Here is a 15723-nt window from a genome sequence, read left to right as displayed (position 1 = left end):
TTGCAAACTGCTTATTATTTATGGATAGGAGTAGCGGTAGTCGCTAGTGCATTATTTGCTTGGTATTCCTATTTTTTTAAAGAAAAGCGTTTATCAAATAGTTTATATTACTTAGCTGTACTTAGGTTCATTTCTGTTCTAAGTGCAGCTTTTTTATTGATTAATCCAAAGTTTGTTACAAAATCCTTTCAGGATGAAAAGCCGGTTCTTTCCATTCTATTGGATCAATCTAAATCCATAGGTTATCTTAATGCTAGCGAACAACTCAACTCGGATTATCAAAGCTTGATTCAAAATGAAGATTTAGTTGAAAAGTTTGAAATAAGAACATTTGCACTAGACGATAATTTTGAACCCTTTGATAGTTTAAATTTTAAAGGTGACGCTACTAATATCTCAAACGGGTTATCCAAGAATCAAGAGCTTTTTAAATCAAGAAATAATGTTACTTTACTGCTTACAGATGGAAATCAAAGTAGAGGTAGGGATCTAGCGTTCACCAAATTAAATAATCCAGAATCACTTTTTCCTGTAATTTATGGGGATACGACTGTTTATGACGATTTTAGAATAGGACAGGTAAATGTTAATAAATATTCTTATTTAAAAAATGAATTTCCTGTTGAGATATTTGTTCAATATTCAGGAGACGTATCAAGAGAATCGAGACTCACAATCAAGAATGGTAACCAAATTGTTTATCGAGAAAATCTAACATTCTCCAAAAATAATTCTAGTACTGTAATTTCGGCCTTATTAGAAAGTACTTCCATAGGTACACAACGGTACCAAATCGCTATAGAACCTTTCACAGAAGAGAAAAATACCTCTAACAATTATAGAAATTTTGCTGTTGAAGTAATCGATCAACAAACCAAGGTGGCCATTATTACAGCTAGCATGCATCCTGACGTAGGTGCGTTGCGTAAAGCCATTGAAAGCAATCAACAAAGAACAGTTGAAATTGTGAATCCCGATGAAATTTCTAATCTAAATGAGTATAACTTAATTATTTTTTATGGTGTCAACCAGGACTTAAAGCCAATTATAAATCAGGTAAAGTTATTGGGTAAAAACACTTGGTGGTTACTGGGAGAATCTCCAGATATTCAAATGATCAACTCTTTACAAAACGCCTTTTCAATCGAAAACTCAAAGGATGTTGATGAGGTGCAACCCATTCTTAATGAGAATTTTACGGCCTATAATGTTGATTCATTTTCATTTAATGATTATCCACCGGTAAGAGCACCTTTTGGAATGGTAAGTTTTAATACACCTATTGATATACTTTTCTACAAACAAATAGGATCTGTAGAAACAGCCGATCCTTTATGGTTTAATTATGAGGAAAATACCAACCGACATTCTGTTACAATGGGTGCAGGATTATGGAGATGGCGATCACAAAGTTTTATAGAGTCAACCTCTTTTACGAATTTTGACGATTTAGTGAGTAGTCAGGTGCAACTACTAGCAAGTAATAAAAAACGTAAGCGACTAGATGTAGATTATAATTCCTTTTATTATCAAAACAATGAAATAGTAATCAATGCTATGTTTTTAAATAAAAACTACGAGTTTGAAGACAGTGGTATTCTAAATCTTTATTTAACTAATCTTGAAACCAGTGAGAAAATAATTAGGCCATTTGTTCTCTCAAATAATACCTATAAGGTAAATCTTTCAGATATAGAACCAGCAGATTATAACTTTACAGTAAAAGTTGAAAATGATGTTTTAACTCAATCTGGAAAAATAAGCATACTCGAGTTTGACATTGAAAAACAATTTACTAGTGCGAGTTCTAGCTCTTTCAATTCTTTAATTGATTCTAGTAATATTTTTTATGCTGGCGAGACCAATAAAGTACTAGATGAACTACTTGATGAATCTAAGTATAAAACTATCGAAAAAGCAACTCTTAAATATTCCTCTTTAATTGATTGGCACTATTTATTAGGAGTTTTGCTTTTGTCCTTAGGACTAGAATGGTTTATCAGGAAGTACAACGGATTAATTTAAAATTAGATTATGGAAAAATTACCAAAAGCAGCAATTCTATTTGCGATAGGAATTGTACTAGCTATTATTATTTTATTTAAAAGTTCAGTTAATATAGGTGCTGGTGAAGCAGGTGTTCTATTCAACTTCTTTTCTGGAGTAGATACCAGTAAAACCTATGGAGAAGGATTTCATATCATTGCACCGTGGAATGATATGACGGAATTTAGAGTGAAACAACAATCATTTTCTGATAGTATGGAAGTACTTTCGGTAAACGGTCTTAAAGTAACTGTTGAAGGTACGGTGTGGTTTCAACCAGAATATGATAACCTACCTAGGTTGTATAAGGAAAAAGGAGCAAATTACGTTGAAACTATCCTTGATCCTGCCATCAACGCTGCTACCAGATCAGTAGTTGGTCGTTACACTCCTGAGCAACTTTATTCTTCTAAGAAGGAAATTATTGTAAGTGAAATCATGTCTGAACTTACTAAGGAATTAGAAGGACAATACCTTACAGTGAACAAGGTGTTTGTAAAAGAGGTAAAGTTACCACCTAAAATTAACGATGCTATCGAACGTAAGTTAAGACAGGAACAAGAAGCTCAAGAGTACGAGTTCAGACTGGTAAAGGCTCAAAAAGAAGCAGAACGTCAAAGAATTGACGCACAAGGTAAGGCCGCAGCAAATGATATTTTAAGTAAATCACTTACTGATAAAATTTTAATGGAAAAAGGTATTGAGGCTACTTTAAAACTTGCTGAATCACCTAATTCTAAAGTGATCGTTGTAGGTAGTTCTGACAACGGTGGTTTACCTATAATCCTAGGAAATCAGTAGTTTTAAATAATTGCGGATTAAAAAAAGACCTGTTTTAACACAGGTCTTTTTTTATTGAAGTTAGTAAAGCATATTCCGAGTGTCCGTAATTCCAGTTATCAACCATTTATCATTGTAATAAACCATGGTAAATACGTTGACACCACTATGTGAAAATTGACCATTAACATGAAATTCGTAGGTTGTATGGACCGTTGCAATATCCTCAAAAGTAGTATGACTAATTTCTATAAGCGTTTCCTTAAAGGTCATGTTTTCTGGAATATTTAAAATGCTATTCATAAAGTCAGACTTACTCGCCTTTTCCATTGAATTTCCTTTAGAACGAGACTTAATATAAGAGAATAGCATCAGATTATCGGCCATGGACTGGTCTAGGGCAACGCTATCCTGCTCGTGAAATGCATCGAAAAATTCACGTACAGCCTCCACAGGAGACTTTTTCATCGGTTTCACCATTTCATTAATAGAGTCTTGTGCAATGGAATCTTGTTCTACCGGTTGTTGAGAGTACGCTTTCGCGAAAGCGAAACAAACACAAACCATCATTAATAAAGCTTTCCTGTTCATAATATCTAATTGAATGGTAATATTAGTATTTTTACTTCATAAAACAAGATTATGTCTGTAGCAAAGAAGCAATATAAAAGAATAACCGTTAAATCATTATCCGAAATGAAGGCCAATGGAGAAAAAATCTCTATGCTTACTGCTTATGATTATACCATGGCCAAAATAGTAGATAGTGGTGGTGTTGATGTGATTCTAGTAGGAGATAGTGCTAGTAACGTAATGGCAGGTCACGAGACTACGCTACCTATAACACTGGATCAAATGATTTATCATGCGAGTAGTGTTGTAAGAGCCGCAGAGCGCTCGCTGGTTGTTGTAGATTTACCTTTTGGTAGTTATCAAAGTGATCCTAAAGAGGCCTTGCGCAGTGCGATTAGAATAATGAAGGAAAGTGGCGGACACAGCGTTAAACTTGAAGGAGGAAGAGAAGTAAAGGAATCCATAAAACGTATTTTACACGCAGGAATACCGGTAATGGGCCATCTAGGACTTACACCTCAAAGTATATATAAATTTGGTACTTATACAGTACGTGCTAAAGAAGAAGCCGAAGCGGAAAAGCTTATTGAGGATGCATTATTGCTCGAAAAATGGGGTTGTTTTGCCCTAGTGCTAGAAAAAGTTCCCGCTGCTCTTGCAGAAAAAGTAGCAAGTCAATTAAGTATACCTGTAATTGGTATAGGTGCTGGTGCTGGAGTTGATGGTCAGGTATTAGTTTCTCATGATATGTTTGGAATGACACATGAATTTAATCCACGTTTTTTACGTAGGTATTTAAATCTTTATGAGGAAATGGGTGATGCAGTAAGTTCCTACGTTAAGGATGTTAAAGCAAAAGACTTTCCTAATGAGAATGAACAATACTAATTAAAATAACAAATAAAAAAGGTGCTTGTAAACGCACCTTTTTTATTATAAGAACTTAATGTATTCTACATCGATACTATAATTACCTACAATACCATCGGATATAGAGAAATTATATCTTAAAACTTTTTTTAAGTTTTCTTTATCAATTTCTCCAGGAATAATGTTGTGAAAAAGGACACGCTTGAAATGATTGATGGGTAGCTTTATGGTCTTCCAAGTATTCTTATGCATACGAATCATATATCCGTATTTTTCTTGTTGAACACCTGGATTGAACTCTATTTCAAAAGCAACGGGTCTACCATCGGTTCTCAATTTAATTTCTATGAATTTCACCTCACTTAAATCTTGTTCAAGTTTGTGAGATCTCAACATGCTCCACGAGGAATTATTGACGGATTTAATGGTACCACAAAATTCTACATAATGATCGTGCTGAATTATTTTTCCAGTGCTTTTGCCACCTGTAAGTGAATCGGTAAGTGGAGTCCATTTAAATCTATATTCCATATTCCTTCCAAACTTTATTTCGGTAGGGATTAATGGTTCTAGGGTTTTCATGTATTAAAAGTTTAAGGGGAAACAATTTTAATACAGAAAAAGGGAATGAATATGTATTTACTTGGCTATTTCTCTAAAAACGTTTAACTGTCGTTAATCTCGTTGAAAAAAGCATAAATCTCCTAAATTTCCTTCTGATTCAAACTCAAAGTAACCTTTTCTACTCCTAGAATTAAGATATTGAAACTTTAATTCTTTACCTTTTATTTTTCTAAAATCGATATCATTGATGATCCATTGAGGATATCCACCCAATTGAATTAAAGGTGTAGGAGTGATGATTTGGCTTTTTGCTGTTTTGTATAATGTCCAAGGAAATTCAGGAGCAAGCTTTACTATTAATTTATGTAATTCTGGATATCTATGAATTACCTCTTCCCAAATCGGTAAGCTTTTTACGGTTACTGTCTGGTAGTATTCTTGTATAGGGAACTCGTCATAATCAATCGTGCTTAATTCACAATAGGGACCGATTGAATTCGCTTTATGTTCATCAAAATAAAAAGCTTTAGACTCGCCATTAATAGGGAATACTCCTTTTAATGGTATGATCAAGCCTTTAGAATCTTTTTTTTGAATTTTTAAAAATGCATTTTGGTCTATGTCTTTAACCTTATTATAACCTGTAGCCGTAATGACAATTTTATTCAGTTCTTCTTTTAATAAAGCTAAATTCTTTTCTGGAATTTTAGCTTTTTGCGCCATCTCCTTCATTAAAGACTCGCTCGTTTTTGATGATTTACCTATCATCGCTTGCAACCATTTGAACATAGTAAGGAGAGATTGATGAGATTAATTTTTTTTCATTCTAGATGCCAAAGCACCAGCAAGTAAAGCTATAAATATAAATCCGAGTGACAACCATTCTGGAAAATGTATATGATGAACTAATAACATTTTGATTCCCACAAAACCCAGTATGGCTACTAGACTATAATGAATGTATTGGAACTTGTTTAAGAGATTGGTTAGGAAAAAGTACATACTTCTCAATCCCATTATGGCAAGAATGTTACTTGTGAAAACCAAAAAGGGATCAGCCGTGATAGCTAGAATAGCCGGTATAGAATCCAGAGCAAAAAGAACATCGGTCAATTCGATGACCACCAAGGCCAAAAATAATGGGGTTGCAATTCTTTTACCCATTTTTCTGATAAAGAGCTGCTGCCCATTAATTTGATCGGTAACCGGTAAAAATTTGCGTACTAGTTTATAGATGGGACTTTGAGCAGGATCAAATTCTTCGTCATTGTTCTTGAGCATTTTAAAAGCCGTATACAGTAGAAATAACCCAAAAACATAAGTCATCCAGCTTACCTTGTTAATTAAGGCAACGCCAAACAAAATCATTAAGGCTCTAAAAACTAAAGCACCAACAATTCCCCAAAACAAAACTCGGTGCTGGTATTTGGGAGCAATATTAAAGGAGCCAAAAATAACCGCAATCACAAAAATGTTGTCTATGCTTAACGACAACTCAATAAGATATCCAGTAATATATTTAATAGATGCATCAATCGCTGTCATGTTTTCAGGATTGTCTACAAGTCCATTGTCGTATATCAGGTAAATGGCACCTGTAAAAGCTACAGCGATACTTACCCAAAGAGCAGTGTATTTACTAGCTTCTTTGGTTCCTATAACATGAGCCTTTCTATTAAAAACAAAAAGGTCAAGCATCAAAAAGATGCTGACCATTATTATAAATCCTGTCCAAATCATGATGTAAAAATACTTAAGGTATTCTCACTTGTGCAGTGTCTGGATCAAAAAACTTTATTGCGTCGCTCATTGATTTAGCTTGTAAAGCTTTTTTATCATTTACTAGAATAGGAAAGCGCAATAATTCTGGTTGATTGCCTAAAACATCAACACCGTCATTAAATTCAATACTATCACCACCTTGATATTTCTCATGACTGGTGTCAATTAAATCGATAATATCACATTCTAGCAATTCAATAAGTTCTGCATATATAGTTCCAGTAATATCAAATTTATTTATATCACGTTGATTAATTGATTTGCCACTACTCACTAGGTAAGCATACACTTCCTTGTGTAATTTTTTATTAGAATCGTAAAAAATACTTACTTCACGACTGGATTTTGCAAGAACTCCCATTTTTAATGTTTTACTATTGTCGCTTTTCTCTTCTCACATTGAGTTTTCAGTTGAGTAATAACTTTTGAAATTCCTTCTTCAAAATTATCTTGCGACTCCTCAGCAAAAAGTCTCGGTCCAGGAGCACTTAATCTTATTTGGGATATCATACCCGTTTGATCACTCGATGTATTTTCTGTTTTGAAAAACACGTCTGCACGTGTTACCCAGTCATAACGTTCAAAAATCGTTTGTAGCTTTTCTTTGGTATAGTTTTCTAGTCTTTCACTTCCAGAAACTCCGTCGTAATTAAACTGTATAGTCATAATTTTTATTTTAAAGATACAACAGTTGTTATAGAATTTCTTTGTTTTTAGTTTACCTTAATATCACTTTAGCACTCTTTATAAATTTTGTTAATTTACTGTCAATACCTTTATATATTTATAAGTTAAAGTATCAGCAACCTTAGTTATCTTGCACTCAATGAAAAGGATAGCTGTAACTCTTTTAGTATTATTTTATTTCGCTTTCGCGAAAGCGCAATTATCATTTTGCGATGGTGAAATTGGACCAACCATTTTTACCGAAACCTTTGGATCAGGAACTACCAATGGACCTGCTTTACCAGCAAATGTAACTACCTACACATACGTTAATAGTGGTATTCAAGATGGAGAATATACCATCTCAAGTAATATGCAACAATTGAGTAGTTTTTGGGATGCTCCAGATCATACAGGAGATCCTAATGGAAAAATGCTTTTAGTAAATGCCGATTTTACCGCAGGTTTATTTTATCAAACTCCGATAACAGGCTTGTGTGAAAATACACCTTATGAATTTAGTGCCTGGGTGATCAATATTTTGGATAACAACAATCCTTGTGGCGCTGGAGAAATTCCTATACAAGTAAGATTTGAAATTTGGGACATTACCGATTCCACCTTACTAGCAAGCGGTGCAATGCCACCTGAGTTTTCACAACCTGCACCTACATGGAAGCAATACGGTCTTACTTTTACTACTGCAACCGGACAAAATGGATGTATTTTAAAACTAATAAATGAAGGTGCTGGTGGTTGCGGTAATGACCTAGCCATCGATGACATCGTTTTTAGAACTTGTGGTGATACCACACAAATAATTGATACGGCTAATAATACAGTTGTTACAAAATGTGAGGATGATCCTGCACAATCCATTACTTTATCGGCAAGTACGGTAAGTTCCATATTCACAACCCCAGAGTACCAATGGCAGCAAAGCGATGATGGTGTTATTTTTACTGATATTTTAGGACAGAATGGACCTACTTTTACTACACCTAATTTAAATGACACTATTTTTTATAGAGTCAAAGTAGCTGAAGATGCTGTTAATTTATCCAATTCACAATGCGTGAACTTTTCTGATGTTTTCGAATTTCGTGATGTTACAGTTCCGCTAGCAGTTCCAGTTCAAAATCCAGTGATTGCTTGTGATGGTATTTCTGAAGAAATGGAAGTAACCTTGCCTAATGGGACCACGGCTTTTTGGTACACCGTGCCTACAGGTGGAACCTCTATTCATGATGATTCCAATGATTATACCACAACCATCCCAGGAACTTATTACGTTGAAACTGTTGATATTCAAAGCGGTTGTGTTTCAAATTCTAGAGTTGCTATTGATTTCTTAGCCTTCAATAGTCCAAATGTAACGAGTCAAGATTACGAAATTTGTCCTGATGAAACGGTAGTCCTAGATCCTCAATTCTCACCAGCAAGTTACGTATGGAGCACTGGAGAAGGTACACCAACTATTGACGTTGATACTGAAGGAATTTATACCGTAGAAGTAATTAACAACGACGGTTGTTCTTCTACAGCGACATTTACTGTAACAATTACCGAAGCTCCTATAATTGATGAAATAATCGTTATTGGAAATGATTTACAAGTAACACTGTCTAATACTGACTTGTCAAATTTTCAATACAGTATTGACGGTTTAAGGTGGTCTGATTTGCCAAACTTTGATATTACTACTTTTACTCAAGTCACTGTTTTTGTTCGTGATAGACTAAATTGTACGATAGTTCAACAAGAATACAACAGAATAATTATACCTCAGTTTTTTACTCCTAATCAAGATGGTTTTAATGACTATTTTAATTTTGAAGGGTTAAGAAACTTTCCAGATGCCAGACTCCAAATATTTGATAGACACGGTAAGTTGATCAAGGAGATAAATGATATCGCGGTTAGAGTAGGATGGGATGGAACATACAACGGGCAACCTTTACCAAGTAGTGATTACTGGTTTAAATTGGACTATGATAATAAATCTATCACGGGTCATTTTTCACTAATACGTTAATTATTAGAATATTAAGTGTTTTAAGAATTTAAATAGGTAACTTTAAAATAAAAATGCGTTTCTCTCTATTAATAGGTTTACTTTTTATAATAGGATGTAGTTCTTCTAAAACTTATACGGTCGAAGATTTTAATCGTGTAAAGGGTATTGCGACTAATGACTTTAAACTTGATGTAACTGTAGCGTACCCTTTTAATACAAATGCTACTAATCAAGTATTAACCCAAGTCACGATGCAAAGAGGTGATTCTCCCAATCGTATAAACCTATCAGGTGAGTCTGTAACTTTTGAGGTAAGAAATGATTCCTTGTTTACTCAACTTCCTTTTTATGGAGAACAAAGACTTTCTACACGTTATATGTCTAATCCTGGAATTGTAGTGGAAGCTCCCATAAGTGATAATGAAATCATTATTAATGAAGAAAGAAAGATGATAACTAGAAAATTTAATGCTTCTGGTAAGGATGAGAACCATGAGTTTGTTATTGAATTTTTAAAACATGGATTTTCAAAAATATATGTTACTTCTACTAGTAGAACTTTCATGAATTATGATGCTCAATTGGTTGATCAATAAAAAATACCGCTACCTTGAAATAAAGATAGCGGTACTTTATTAACCAACATTTCTAATTAATCTATTGTATATCTAAATCGTTCTACTTCGCCACGACTGTTTTTCATTTGAATCAATAGTGTCTCTCTTGGGTTTACCTCTCTTAAAATTTCTTGTAGATCGTCAATATTAGTAATTTCATAATCATTTACCTTGGTGATGATATAATCTCTCATGTCATATCTAGATAATTCGCCTGTTGTTCTTGTGATGCGTACACCTTTTTTAGTATCAAATATCTTTTGATCCTCTTTAAAAAGATTACGTACTTCCATTTCAATTTGAGGAATGAGAACCGTATTGTTTTTTGTTATTTCAATTTGAGCTTGTTTTTGAACTCCATTTCTTAGGTAGCTCACATAAACAATATCACCTGGATTTTTACTCGAAATGTATCCGGTTAAATCGGCAAAGGTTTTCATTTTTAAACCATCTATACTTTTAATAATGTCACCATTTTTTAGATTCGCTTTTGCAGCACCAGAATTTTCAACCACTTTGGCAACATATATTCCTTCACTCTCATCAATTCCCATTTCATCAGCGATGTTACCATTAAGGTCTGTTCCTGATATTCCTAGCATACCTTTCTGTACAAATCCAAATTCCATAAGATCCTCGATAATCTTACGAGCGTTATTTGATGGAACTGCAAAAGAGTATCCTACATAGGAACCAGTTCTACTAGCAATTGCGGTATTGATACCAATTAATTCCCCATTTTGGTTGACTAATGCGCCACCTGAGTTTCCTGGGTTAACAGCAGCATCAGTTTGAATAAAAGACTGCATTTTTCTATCGCGTTCATCTAGATCACGTCCTTTTGCACTTATAATCCCAGCGGTAACAGTACTTGTTAGATTAAAAGGGTTTCCTACAGCCAGTACCCATTCACCAATTTTAGCTTGATTACTATCACCAAAAACTACATAAGGTAATTCTTCATCAGCTTCTATTTTTAATAGGGCAATATCACTATTAGGTTCAGTTCCCACGAGTTCTGCCTTGTAGGTTTTGTTATTATTTAATGTCACTTCTAGACTTTGTGCATTTTCAATAACGTGATTATTAGTTACGATATACCCATCACCGGTTATAATAACACCACTACCAGTTCCTACTGCCTGGCGATAAGGTGTTCTACCATACATAAGATCGGCAATAGACATACCACCACGAGCTATAGTAGTATTTTTTACGTGGACCACAGCATGCACTGTTTTTTCTGCGGCTTCGGTAAAATCGATACCTTCTATAGAATTAGTGTAATTAACATTCTTTACAGGAAGTACTGGTGTTTGCACCTCATTAGCAACTTGTTGTGATTGTTGTGCGGCAATTTGTGACTCTGGTTCAAAGGCTATTTTATAAGTACCTAAAACAACAGCGCCACCTAAAACAGCCATACCGAAATTTTTGATTAAACTTTTCATTTCTTTCTTTTTTTAGCTTCTTATTGAACTTAAAATTATTTAATTCATTGTTTTTATACCGTCAAATTAACCTTAATTAACAATGGATTGATAACATATTAAACAATGCATTTACATCCTTAATTTTAGTATAATTGATAGTATTTTTGCATCATGGATTCACTCACCTTTTATAAGTATCAAGGCACTGGAAACGACTTTGTCATAGTAGATAATCGCGATTTATCTTTTACCAAAAAAGATGCCAAAACAATTGCACGTATCTGTGACAGAAGATTTGGAATTGGTGGTGACGGTTTTATCTTATTAGAGAATCATGCTCATTTAGATTTTAACATGGTTTACTTCAATTCAGATGGTAATGAAAGTACCATGTGTGGTAATGGTGGTCGTTGTATAGTAAGTTTTGCTCATTTTTTAGGAATCTTTGAAAAACAAACCACCTTTAACGCTATTGACGGTAAGCACGATGCGGTCGTTAATGACGACGGAACCATAAGCCTTCAAATGATTGATGTCAATAAGGTAGACGATAATAAAGAATATTGCTTTACTAATACAGGATCGCCACACCATGTGCAATTAGTGGCAGACCTTGATAATTATCCCGTTGTTGAGGCAGGAAGAAAGCTGCGACATGAAGTTTATGGTGATGATGGTGCCAATATTAATTTTGTTCAACCTATCTCTCACGGTACTTATAAAGTGCGTACTTATGAACGCGGTGTAGAGGATGAAACCTATAGCTGTGGTACAGGAGTAACTGCGGTTGCTCTAGCCATGCATGCTACGAGTCATACGACAAATACAAACGTTTCACTAGTAACTCCAGGTGGCGAGTTATCTGTGCGTTTTGTAAACAAGGATAATGGTTATACTGATATTTGGCTTTCGGGTCCAGCCCAGCAAGTGTTTAAAGGAAACATTAATATATGATGTTGAGGAATGAAACTTGTTACCTGCGCGCTGTTGATCTGGCTGATATGGAATACATCTATCAGCTAGAGAATGATTCTGAATTATGGGAAGTAGGGAATTTACTAGCTCCTTACTCTAGATTTACGATACGAGAGTATTTAGAAAATGCTCACCGAGATATTTATGAAGTTAAGCAGCTGCGACTAGCCATTTGTACCCATAGCGATCAAATTGCTGGTTTGGTAGACCTCTATGATTTTGATCCATTTCATAATCGTGCCGGAATTGGAATTGTTATCGATACACCTCATCGTAAAAAAGGTCTCGCGCGTGCTGGTTTACAACTCATGATTGAATATGCTTTTAAACACCTTAGATTACACCAGCTACATGCCAGTATATCTACGGATAATGTAGCTAGTAGAATGTTGTTTGAGAGATTACGCTTTCGCGAAAGCGGAATAAAAAAAGACTGGATCGCTACTCCAGATGGTTATAAAGACGAACTGATTTATCAATTGATTAATGAATAAATACCGCAAAATTATTTTAGGAGTAGTCCTTGTAGGACTGTTGTTTATGGCAGGATTTGCCTATAAAGTTTATACCACTTTCTTATCACCCAATACCAATTTTGAATCTGAAACCTATGAGGTATTCATACCAAGTGATGCAGATTATAACAAGGCATTCCTAATTATTGCCGATGCTGTAGAAGATCGAGACGCGTTGCATCAAACGGCTGTTCGCAAAAAATATCATGAAAATGTAAAGGCAGGTCGGTTTCTAATTAAAAAAGGAAGTTCTAACAACGATATCATCAATACGCTGCGCAGTGGTAATACTCCAGTAAAAGTTAGATTTAATAATCAGGAACGAATTGAGGATCTAGCAGGAAGGCTTGCGGCTCAAGTAGAACCAGATAGTTTAAGTTTATTAAAAGCGTTTACAGATTCTACTTTTCTTAATAAGGCAGGAGTAAGTAGAGAAGAGGCCTTGACCTTATTTTTACCTAACACGTATGATAGTTATTGGAATACCACCGCAACTTCTTTAAGAGATAAATTATACAGCTATCACCAGCAATACTGGAACGAGAATAGAAGAAGTCTTGCTAGCAAGCAGCGCCTTTCTCCATCACAAGCCTATATTTTAGCAAGTATTGTTCATAAGGAAACAGCAATGAAGGATGAGCGTGCAAGAGTAGCTGGTGTGTATTTGAATCGTCTAAAAAAGAATATAAAACTAGATGCAGATCCTACCGTAATCTACGCCAAAAAGAAAAAGGACGGTGATTTCAATCAAGTCATTAAACAGGTTCTATACAAGCATTTAGAAATAGATAGTGAATACAACACCTATAAAAATGCTGGATTGCCACCTGGTCCTATCGTAACACCGGATATTGACGCTATTAATGCTGTTCTACAACCAGAAAATCACGATTACTTTTACTTCGTTGCCGACGTTCAAAATTTTGGTTATCACAAATTTGCCAAAACACTCACACAACACAATATTAATGCAGCTGCCTATCGCAGGTGGATTAAAAGGAATAATAAATAATAAGAAAATATAGGTTAACTACTTAATCAAGGAACTACATCGCCTGTTTATTTAAGCAATTTGTTTTTCAAAAGCGATATAGTGTGTTGTCTGGTTATGGTATAAAGGAATGATGTTCACTTTACATTTGTAAGTGGTACCATCTTTTCTATGATTTACAATTACCTCACTAAATGGTTTATGTTGTTTAATATTAAAACGTATACGGTTTTTAGTAGCTTCTTTAGTTTGGTTTCCTTGTAGGAATCGTGGTGTTTTGTTTATTGCAAATTGAGTAGAATATCCAGTCATTTCGGAAAATCCATCATTTACCCAAATTATCTTTTGATCTTTATCAGTGACGATAATCGCTTCATAATCCATTGATAATCCATGGCTAAATTTTTTATGGAGAAGAGATCCTGTTTTCTTTTAAGAGCAGAAGTGTAACGGTAATTACCATCCATGAAGATATCCCAAGACAGGAGTGGCATCATTTTAGGTACGGCTGTTTCTAATTCTTTTTGAATGGATTGGTATTCTTTGTCATTTAAACTGGATAAGTAAATGTCAAGGCACATTAAATCTGTTAGGCTGTTGCTCATTGTTGCTGTTTTTTGATGACTAGTTCAACAACATTATCGATTATTTCAATTTTTATAAAATTATCGATATTAAAACTCTGTTTAAGCCAGGTATTTTTCCTCAAACCAAAATGTTCCAAAAGGAACAACTGACATAACCAAGGCTATTAAAGTAGTTTTAAATTTCCATTTAAGTTGTGCTCCAACTAAAATGGCAACTACTACATAAGCCAAGAATAAAAAACCATGTGCCATACCAGCAATTTTGTTGGGGAAACCAAAGTCAGCCAGGTATTTCAATGGCATAGTAACAAATAAAATAAGAAGGAAGGAATAGCCTTCAACAATAGCAAGATATTTAAAGAATTTAAGCATCTTTTTTCAGTCTTTTATCAGTGAGTGACAAAGGTAATTCAGAATCCTTTCCATACAGTTTAATTTCTTGAATATCTGCCGGTAAATAATAGCCTTCTTCCATTAACGCGCGTTTTACTCGTCCTATCACTCGACCGCGCGTGCTATTTGCTTTCCAACCAAAATCTAATGTATCTACCCAAAAGAAAACTTTTAAATTAACGGTACTCGTTGCAAGCTCATCTTCTATAACATAATTCACATGGTTCTCATCACTTATTACTTTTTCATCCTTTTCTAGAGCTCGCATAATGGTCGATTTAGCCAGTTCTATATCCTCGTCATAATCAATTCCTACTACAAAATCCCATCTATAGAATCCGTCTTCAGTATAATTGGTAACCGGTTGAGTTATCACATCTGAATTTGGGATATAAACATCCTTACCATCAAATGATTTTAATTTTGTGTATCTAAACATCAATGCTTTTACTCTTCCAAAATTATCACCTATCTCCACGGTATCATTAACATTGAAAGGACGATTAAAACTTAAAATTACTCCTGCAATAAAGTTTTGTCCTATATCCTTAAAAGCAAATCCTAGTACCACGGCACTTGCACCAGCAGTAGCCAGTATACCGGCGCTTATATCTCCCAATCCAGCAGCGCGTAGAGCAACCATAATAAAAACGATGATAATAGTAAAACGTATCGCACGTCCCAAGAACCTGCTCATCAAGGGATCTTTAGTGCGCAATTTTACACTACTTGTTGTTAATCGCCCGATTAACGTGGCGATTAATGTACCCAGTATGATAATAGCGAGACCTAAACCCAATCTAGGTAAAAAGGCGATGAAATTGTCGTACATCTGTACGGTAGTATCCCAGATTTTTTCGTCTACGGGTACTTCATTTAGTTCTTGGAAATTCAACATACTTAAAATTACATAG

General features: G+C 34.6%; 19 protein-coding genes. 8 read left to right on the top strand and 11 right to left on the bottom strand.

Annotated features, from left to right (window positions below):
* Entirely contained in the window at positions 1-2025 is a 2025-nt protein-coding gene (locus BST93_RS10445; protein ID WP_105019135.1) for a hypothetical protein, read from the top strand.
* A gap of 9 nt (positions 2026-2034) precedes the next feature.
* Positions 2035-2847 carry a prohibitin family protein gene (locus BST93_RS10440; protein ID WP_105019134.1) on the top strand — a complete coding sequence of 271 codons (813 nt, stop codon included), beginning with the start codon at positions 2035-2037 and terminating at the stop codon, positions 2845-2847.
* A 60-nt stretch (positions 2848-2907) separates the two neighbouring features.
* On the opposite strand, the gene BST93_RS10435 is transcribed toward BST93_RS10440, so the two are convergent.
* Complete coding sequence (locus BST93_RS10435; protein WP_146105018.1) at positions 2908-3417, bottom strand: nuclear transport factor 2 family protein; 510 nt, start codon at positions 3415-3417, stop codon at positions 2908-2910.
* Positions 3418-3468: 51 nt separating this feature from the next.
* Between BST93_RS10435 and panB the strand changes: the two genes are divergently transcribed.
* Complete coding sequence (gene panB, locus BST93_RS10430) at positions 3469-4287, top strand: 3-methyl-2-oxobutanoate hydroxymethyltransferase (protein ID WP_042279222.1); 819 nt, start codon at positions 3469-3471, stop codon at positions 4285-4287.
* 45 nt (positions 4288-4332) lie between these two features.
* On the opposite strand, the gene BST93_RS10425 is transcribed toward panB, so the two are convergent.
* The 5 genes from BST93_RS10425 to BST93_RS10405 form a co-directional block, all read right to left on the bottom strand.
* Positions 4333-4851 (bottom strand): CIA30 family protein, encoded by a 519-nt coding sequence (locus BST93_RS10425; protein ID WP_105019132.1) that lies wholly within the window; start codon positions 4849-4851, stop codon positions 4333-4335.
* A 93-nt stretch (positions 4852-4944) separates the two neighbouring features.
* Positions 4945-5622, bottom strand: a complete 678-nt coding sequence (locus BST93_RS10420; RefSeq protein WP_105019131.1) for a hypothetical protein — start codon at positions 5620-5622, stop codon at positions 4945-4947.
* 21 nt (positions 5623-5643) lie between these two features.
* Positions 5644-6576, bottom strand: coding sequence for a TerC family protein (locus BST93_RS10415; protein WP_042279213.1), 933 nt, complete (start codon positions 6574-6576; stop codon positions 5644-5646).
* A 10-nt stretch (positions 6577-6586) separates the two neighbouring features.
* On the bottom strand, positions 6587-6976 hold the full coding sequence (locus BST93_RS10410) for an arsenate reductase family protein (protein WP_105019130.1): 390 nt from the start codon (positions 6974-6976) through the stop codon (positions 6587-6589).
* A 2-nt stretch (positions 6977-6978) separates the two neighbouring features.
* Entirely contained in the window at positions 6979-7281 is a 303-nt protein-coding gene (locus BST93_RS10405) for an HPF/RaiA family ribosome-associated protein (RefSeq protein ID WP_105019129.1), read from the bottom strand.
* Between the two features lie 160 nt (positions 7282-7441).
* Between BST93_RS10405 and BST93_RS10400 the strand changes: the two genes are divergently transcribed.
* Complete coding sequence (locus tag BST93_RS10400; protein WP_105019128.1) at positions 7442-9316, top strand: T9SS type B sorting domain-containing protein; 1875 nt, start codon at positions 7442-7444, stop codon at positions 9314-9316.
* 53 nt (positions 9317-9369) lie between these two features.
* Complete coding sequence (locus BST93_RS10395) at positions 9370-9894, top strand: DUF4251 domain-containing protein (RefSeq protein ID WP_105019127.1); 525 nt, start codon at positions 9370-9372, stop codon at positions 9892-9894.
* Positions 9895-9950: 56 nt separating this feature from the next.
* Here the strand turns inward: BST93_RS10395 and BST93_RS10390 are convergent, their stop codons facing one another.
* Positions 9951-11366, bottom strand: coding sequence for a trypsin-like peptidase domain-containing protein (locus tag BST93_RS10390; protein ID WP_085774824.1), 1416 nt, complete (start codon positions 11364-11366; stop codon positions 9951-9953).
* A 153-nt stretch (positions 11367-11519) separates the two neighbouring features.
* On the opposite strand from BST93_RS10390, the gene dapF reads away from it, so the two are divergent.
* The 3 genes from dapF to mltG are packed head-to-tail and all read left to right on the top strand — an operon-like array spanning position 11520 to position 13850.
* Positions 11520-12302: a diaminopimelate epimerase gene (gene dapF, locus BST93_RS10385; protein ID WP_105019126.1), complete on the top strand. Its 783-nt coding sequence runs from the start codon at positions 11520-11522 to the stop codon at positions 12300-12302.
* Complete coding sequence (locus BST93_RS10380; RefSeq protein ID WP_105019125.1) at positions 12302-12817, top strand: GNAT family N-acetyltransferase; 516 nt, start codon at positions 12302-12304, stop codon at positions 12815-12817. The genes dapF and BST93_RS10380 overlap by 1 nt, the downstream gene beginning before the upstream one ends.
* Entirely contained in the window at positions 12810-13850 is a 1041-nt protein-coding gene (gene mltG, locus BST93_RS10375) for an endolytic transglycosylase MltG (protein WP_105019124.1), read from the top strand. Before BST93_RS10380 ends, mltG begins: the two co-directional genes overlap by 8 nt.
* 51 nt (positions 13851-13901) lie before the next feature.
* Here the strand turns inward: mltG and BST93_RS10370 are convergent, their stop codons facing one another.
* From BST93_RS10370 to BST93_RS10360, 4 genes are all read right to left on the bottom strand, one after another.
* A complete protein-coding gene (locus tag BST93_RS10370) occupies positions 13902-14213 on the bottom strand; it encodes a PAS domain-containing protein (RefSeq protein WP_105019123.1) in 312 nt (103 codons plus the stop codon).
* The gene (locus BST93_RS14050; protein WP_146105017.1) at positions 14168-14434 is read right to left on the bottom strand and encodes a hypothetical protein; all 267 of its coding nucleotides are present in this window, start codon (positions 14432-14434) and stop codon (positions 14168-14170) included. Before BST93_RS14050 ends, BST93_RS10370 begins: the two co-directional genes overlap by 46 nt.
* 81 nt (positions 14435-14515) lie before the next feature.
* Positions 14516-14788 (bottom strand): DUF3817 domain-containing protein, encoded by a 273-nt coding sequence (locus BST93_RS10365; protein ID WP_042279193.1) that lies wholly within the window; start codon positions 14786-14788, stop codon positions 14516-14518.
* Positions 14781-15707: a mechanosensitive ion channel family protein gene (locus BST93_RS10360; protein WP_060522399.1), complete on the bottom strand. Its 927-nt coding sequence runs from the start codon at positions 15705-15707 to the stop codon at positions 14781-14783. Before BST93_RS10360 ends, BST93_RS10365 begins: the two co-directional genes overlap by 8 nt.
* Positions 15708-15723 lie beyond the last annotated feature (16 nt).

Origin of the sequence: Nonlabens tegetincola (assembly GCF_002954355.1) — a bacterium.
Classification (GTDB): Bacteria; Bacteroidota; Bacteroidia; order Flavobacteriales; family Flavobacteriaceae; genus Nonlabens; species Nonlabens tegetincola.
This window is presented reverse-complemented; position numbering and strand designations above follow the sequence as displayed.

What these genes read in the sequence shown, in the direction of transcription:
- BST93_RS10380 (WP_105019125.1), top strand. Translation starts at nt 12,302, where the DNA reads ATGTTGAGGAATGAAACTTGTTACCTGCGCGCTGTTGATCTGGCTGAT.
- BST93_RS10405 (WP_105019129.1), bottom strand. Translation starts at nt 7,281, where the DNA reads ATGACTATACAGTTTAATTACGACGGAGTTTCTGGAAGTGAAAGACTA.
- dapF (WP_105019126.1), top strand. Translation starts at nt 11,520, where the DNA reads ATGGATTCACTCACCTTTTATAAGTATCAAGGCACTGGAAACGACTTT.
- BST93_RS10365 (WP_042279193.1), bottom strand. Translation starts at nt 14,788, where the DNA reads ATGCTTAAATTCTTTAAATATCTTGCTATTGTTGAAGGCTATTCCTTC.
- panB (WP_042279222.1), top strand. Translation starts at nt 3,469, where the DNA reads ATGTCTGTAGCAAAGAAGCAATATAAAAGAATAACCGTTAAATCATTA.
- BST93_RS10400 (WP_105019128.1), top strand. Translation starts at nt 7,442, where the DNA reads ATGAAAAGGATAGCTGTAACTCTTTTAGTATTATTTTATTTCGCTTTC.
- BST93_RS10370 (WP_105019123.1), bottom strand. Translation starts at nt 14,213, where the DNA reads ATGGATTATGAAGCGATTATCGTCACTGATAAAGATCAAAAGATAATT.
- BST93_RS14050 (WP_146105017.1), bottom strand. Translation starts at nt 14,434, where the DNA reads ATGAGCAACAGCCTAACAGATTTAATGTGCCTTGACATTTACTTATCC.
- BST93_RS10390 (WP_085774824.1), bottom strand. Translation starts at nt 11,366, where the DNA reads ATGAAAAGTTTAATCAAAAATTTCGGTATGGCTGTTTTAGGTGGCGCT.
- BST93_RS10425 (WP_105019132.1), bottom strand. Translation starts at nt 4,851, where the DNA reads ATGAAAACCCTAGAACCATTAATCCCTACCGAAATAAAGTTTGGAAGG.
- BST93_RS10395 (WP_105019127.1), top strand. Translation starts at nt 9,370, where the DNA reads ATGCGTTTCTCTCTATTAATAGGTTTACTTTTTATAATAGGATGTAGT.
- BST93_RS10360 (WP_060522399.1), bottom strand. Translation starts at nt 15,707, where the DNA reads ATGTTGAATTTCCAAGAACTAAATGAAGTACCCGTAGACGAAAAAATC.
- BST93_RS10435 (WP_146105018.1), bottom strand. Translation starts at nt 3,417, where the DNA reads ATGAACAGGAAAGCTTTATTAATGATGGTTTGTGTTTGTTTCGCTTTC.
- BST93_RS10440 (WP_105019134.1), top strand. Translation starts at nt 2,035, where the DNA reads ATGGAAAAATTACCAAAAGCAGCAATTCTATTTGCGATAGGAATTGTA.
- BST93_RS10410 (WP_105019130.1), bottom strand. Translation starts at nt 6,976, where the DNA reads ATGGGAGTTCTTGCAAAATCCAGTCGTGAAGTAAGTATTTTTTACGAT.
- BST93_RS10420 (WP_105019131.1), bottom strand. Translation starts at nt 5,622, where the DNA reads ATGTTCAAATGGTTGCAAGCGATGATAGGTAAATCATCAAAAACGAGC.
- mltG (WP_105019124.1), top strand. Translation starts at nt 12,810, where the DNA reads ATGAATAAATACCGCAAAATTATTTTAGGAGTAGTCCTTGTAGGACTG.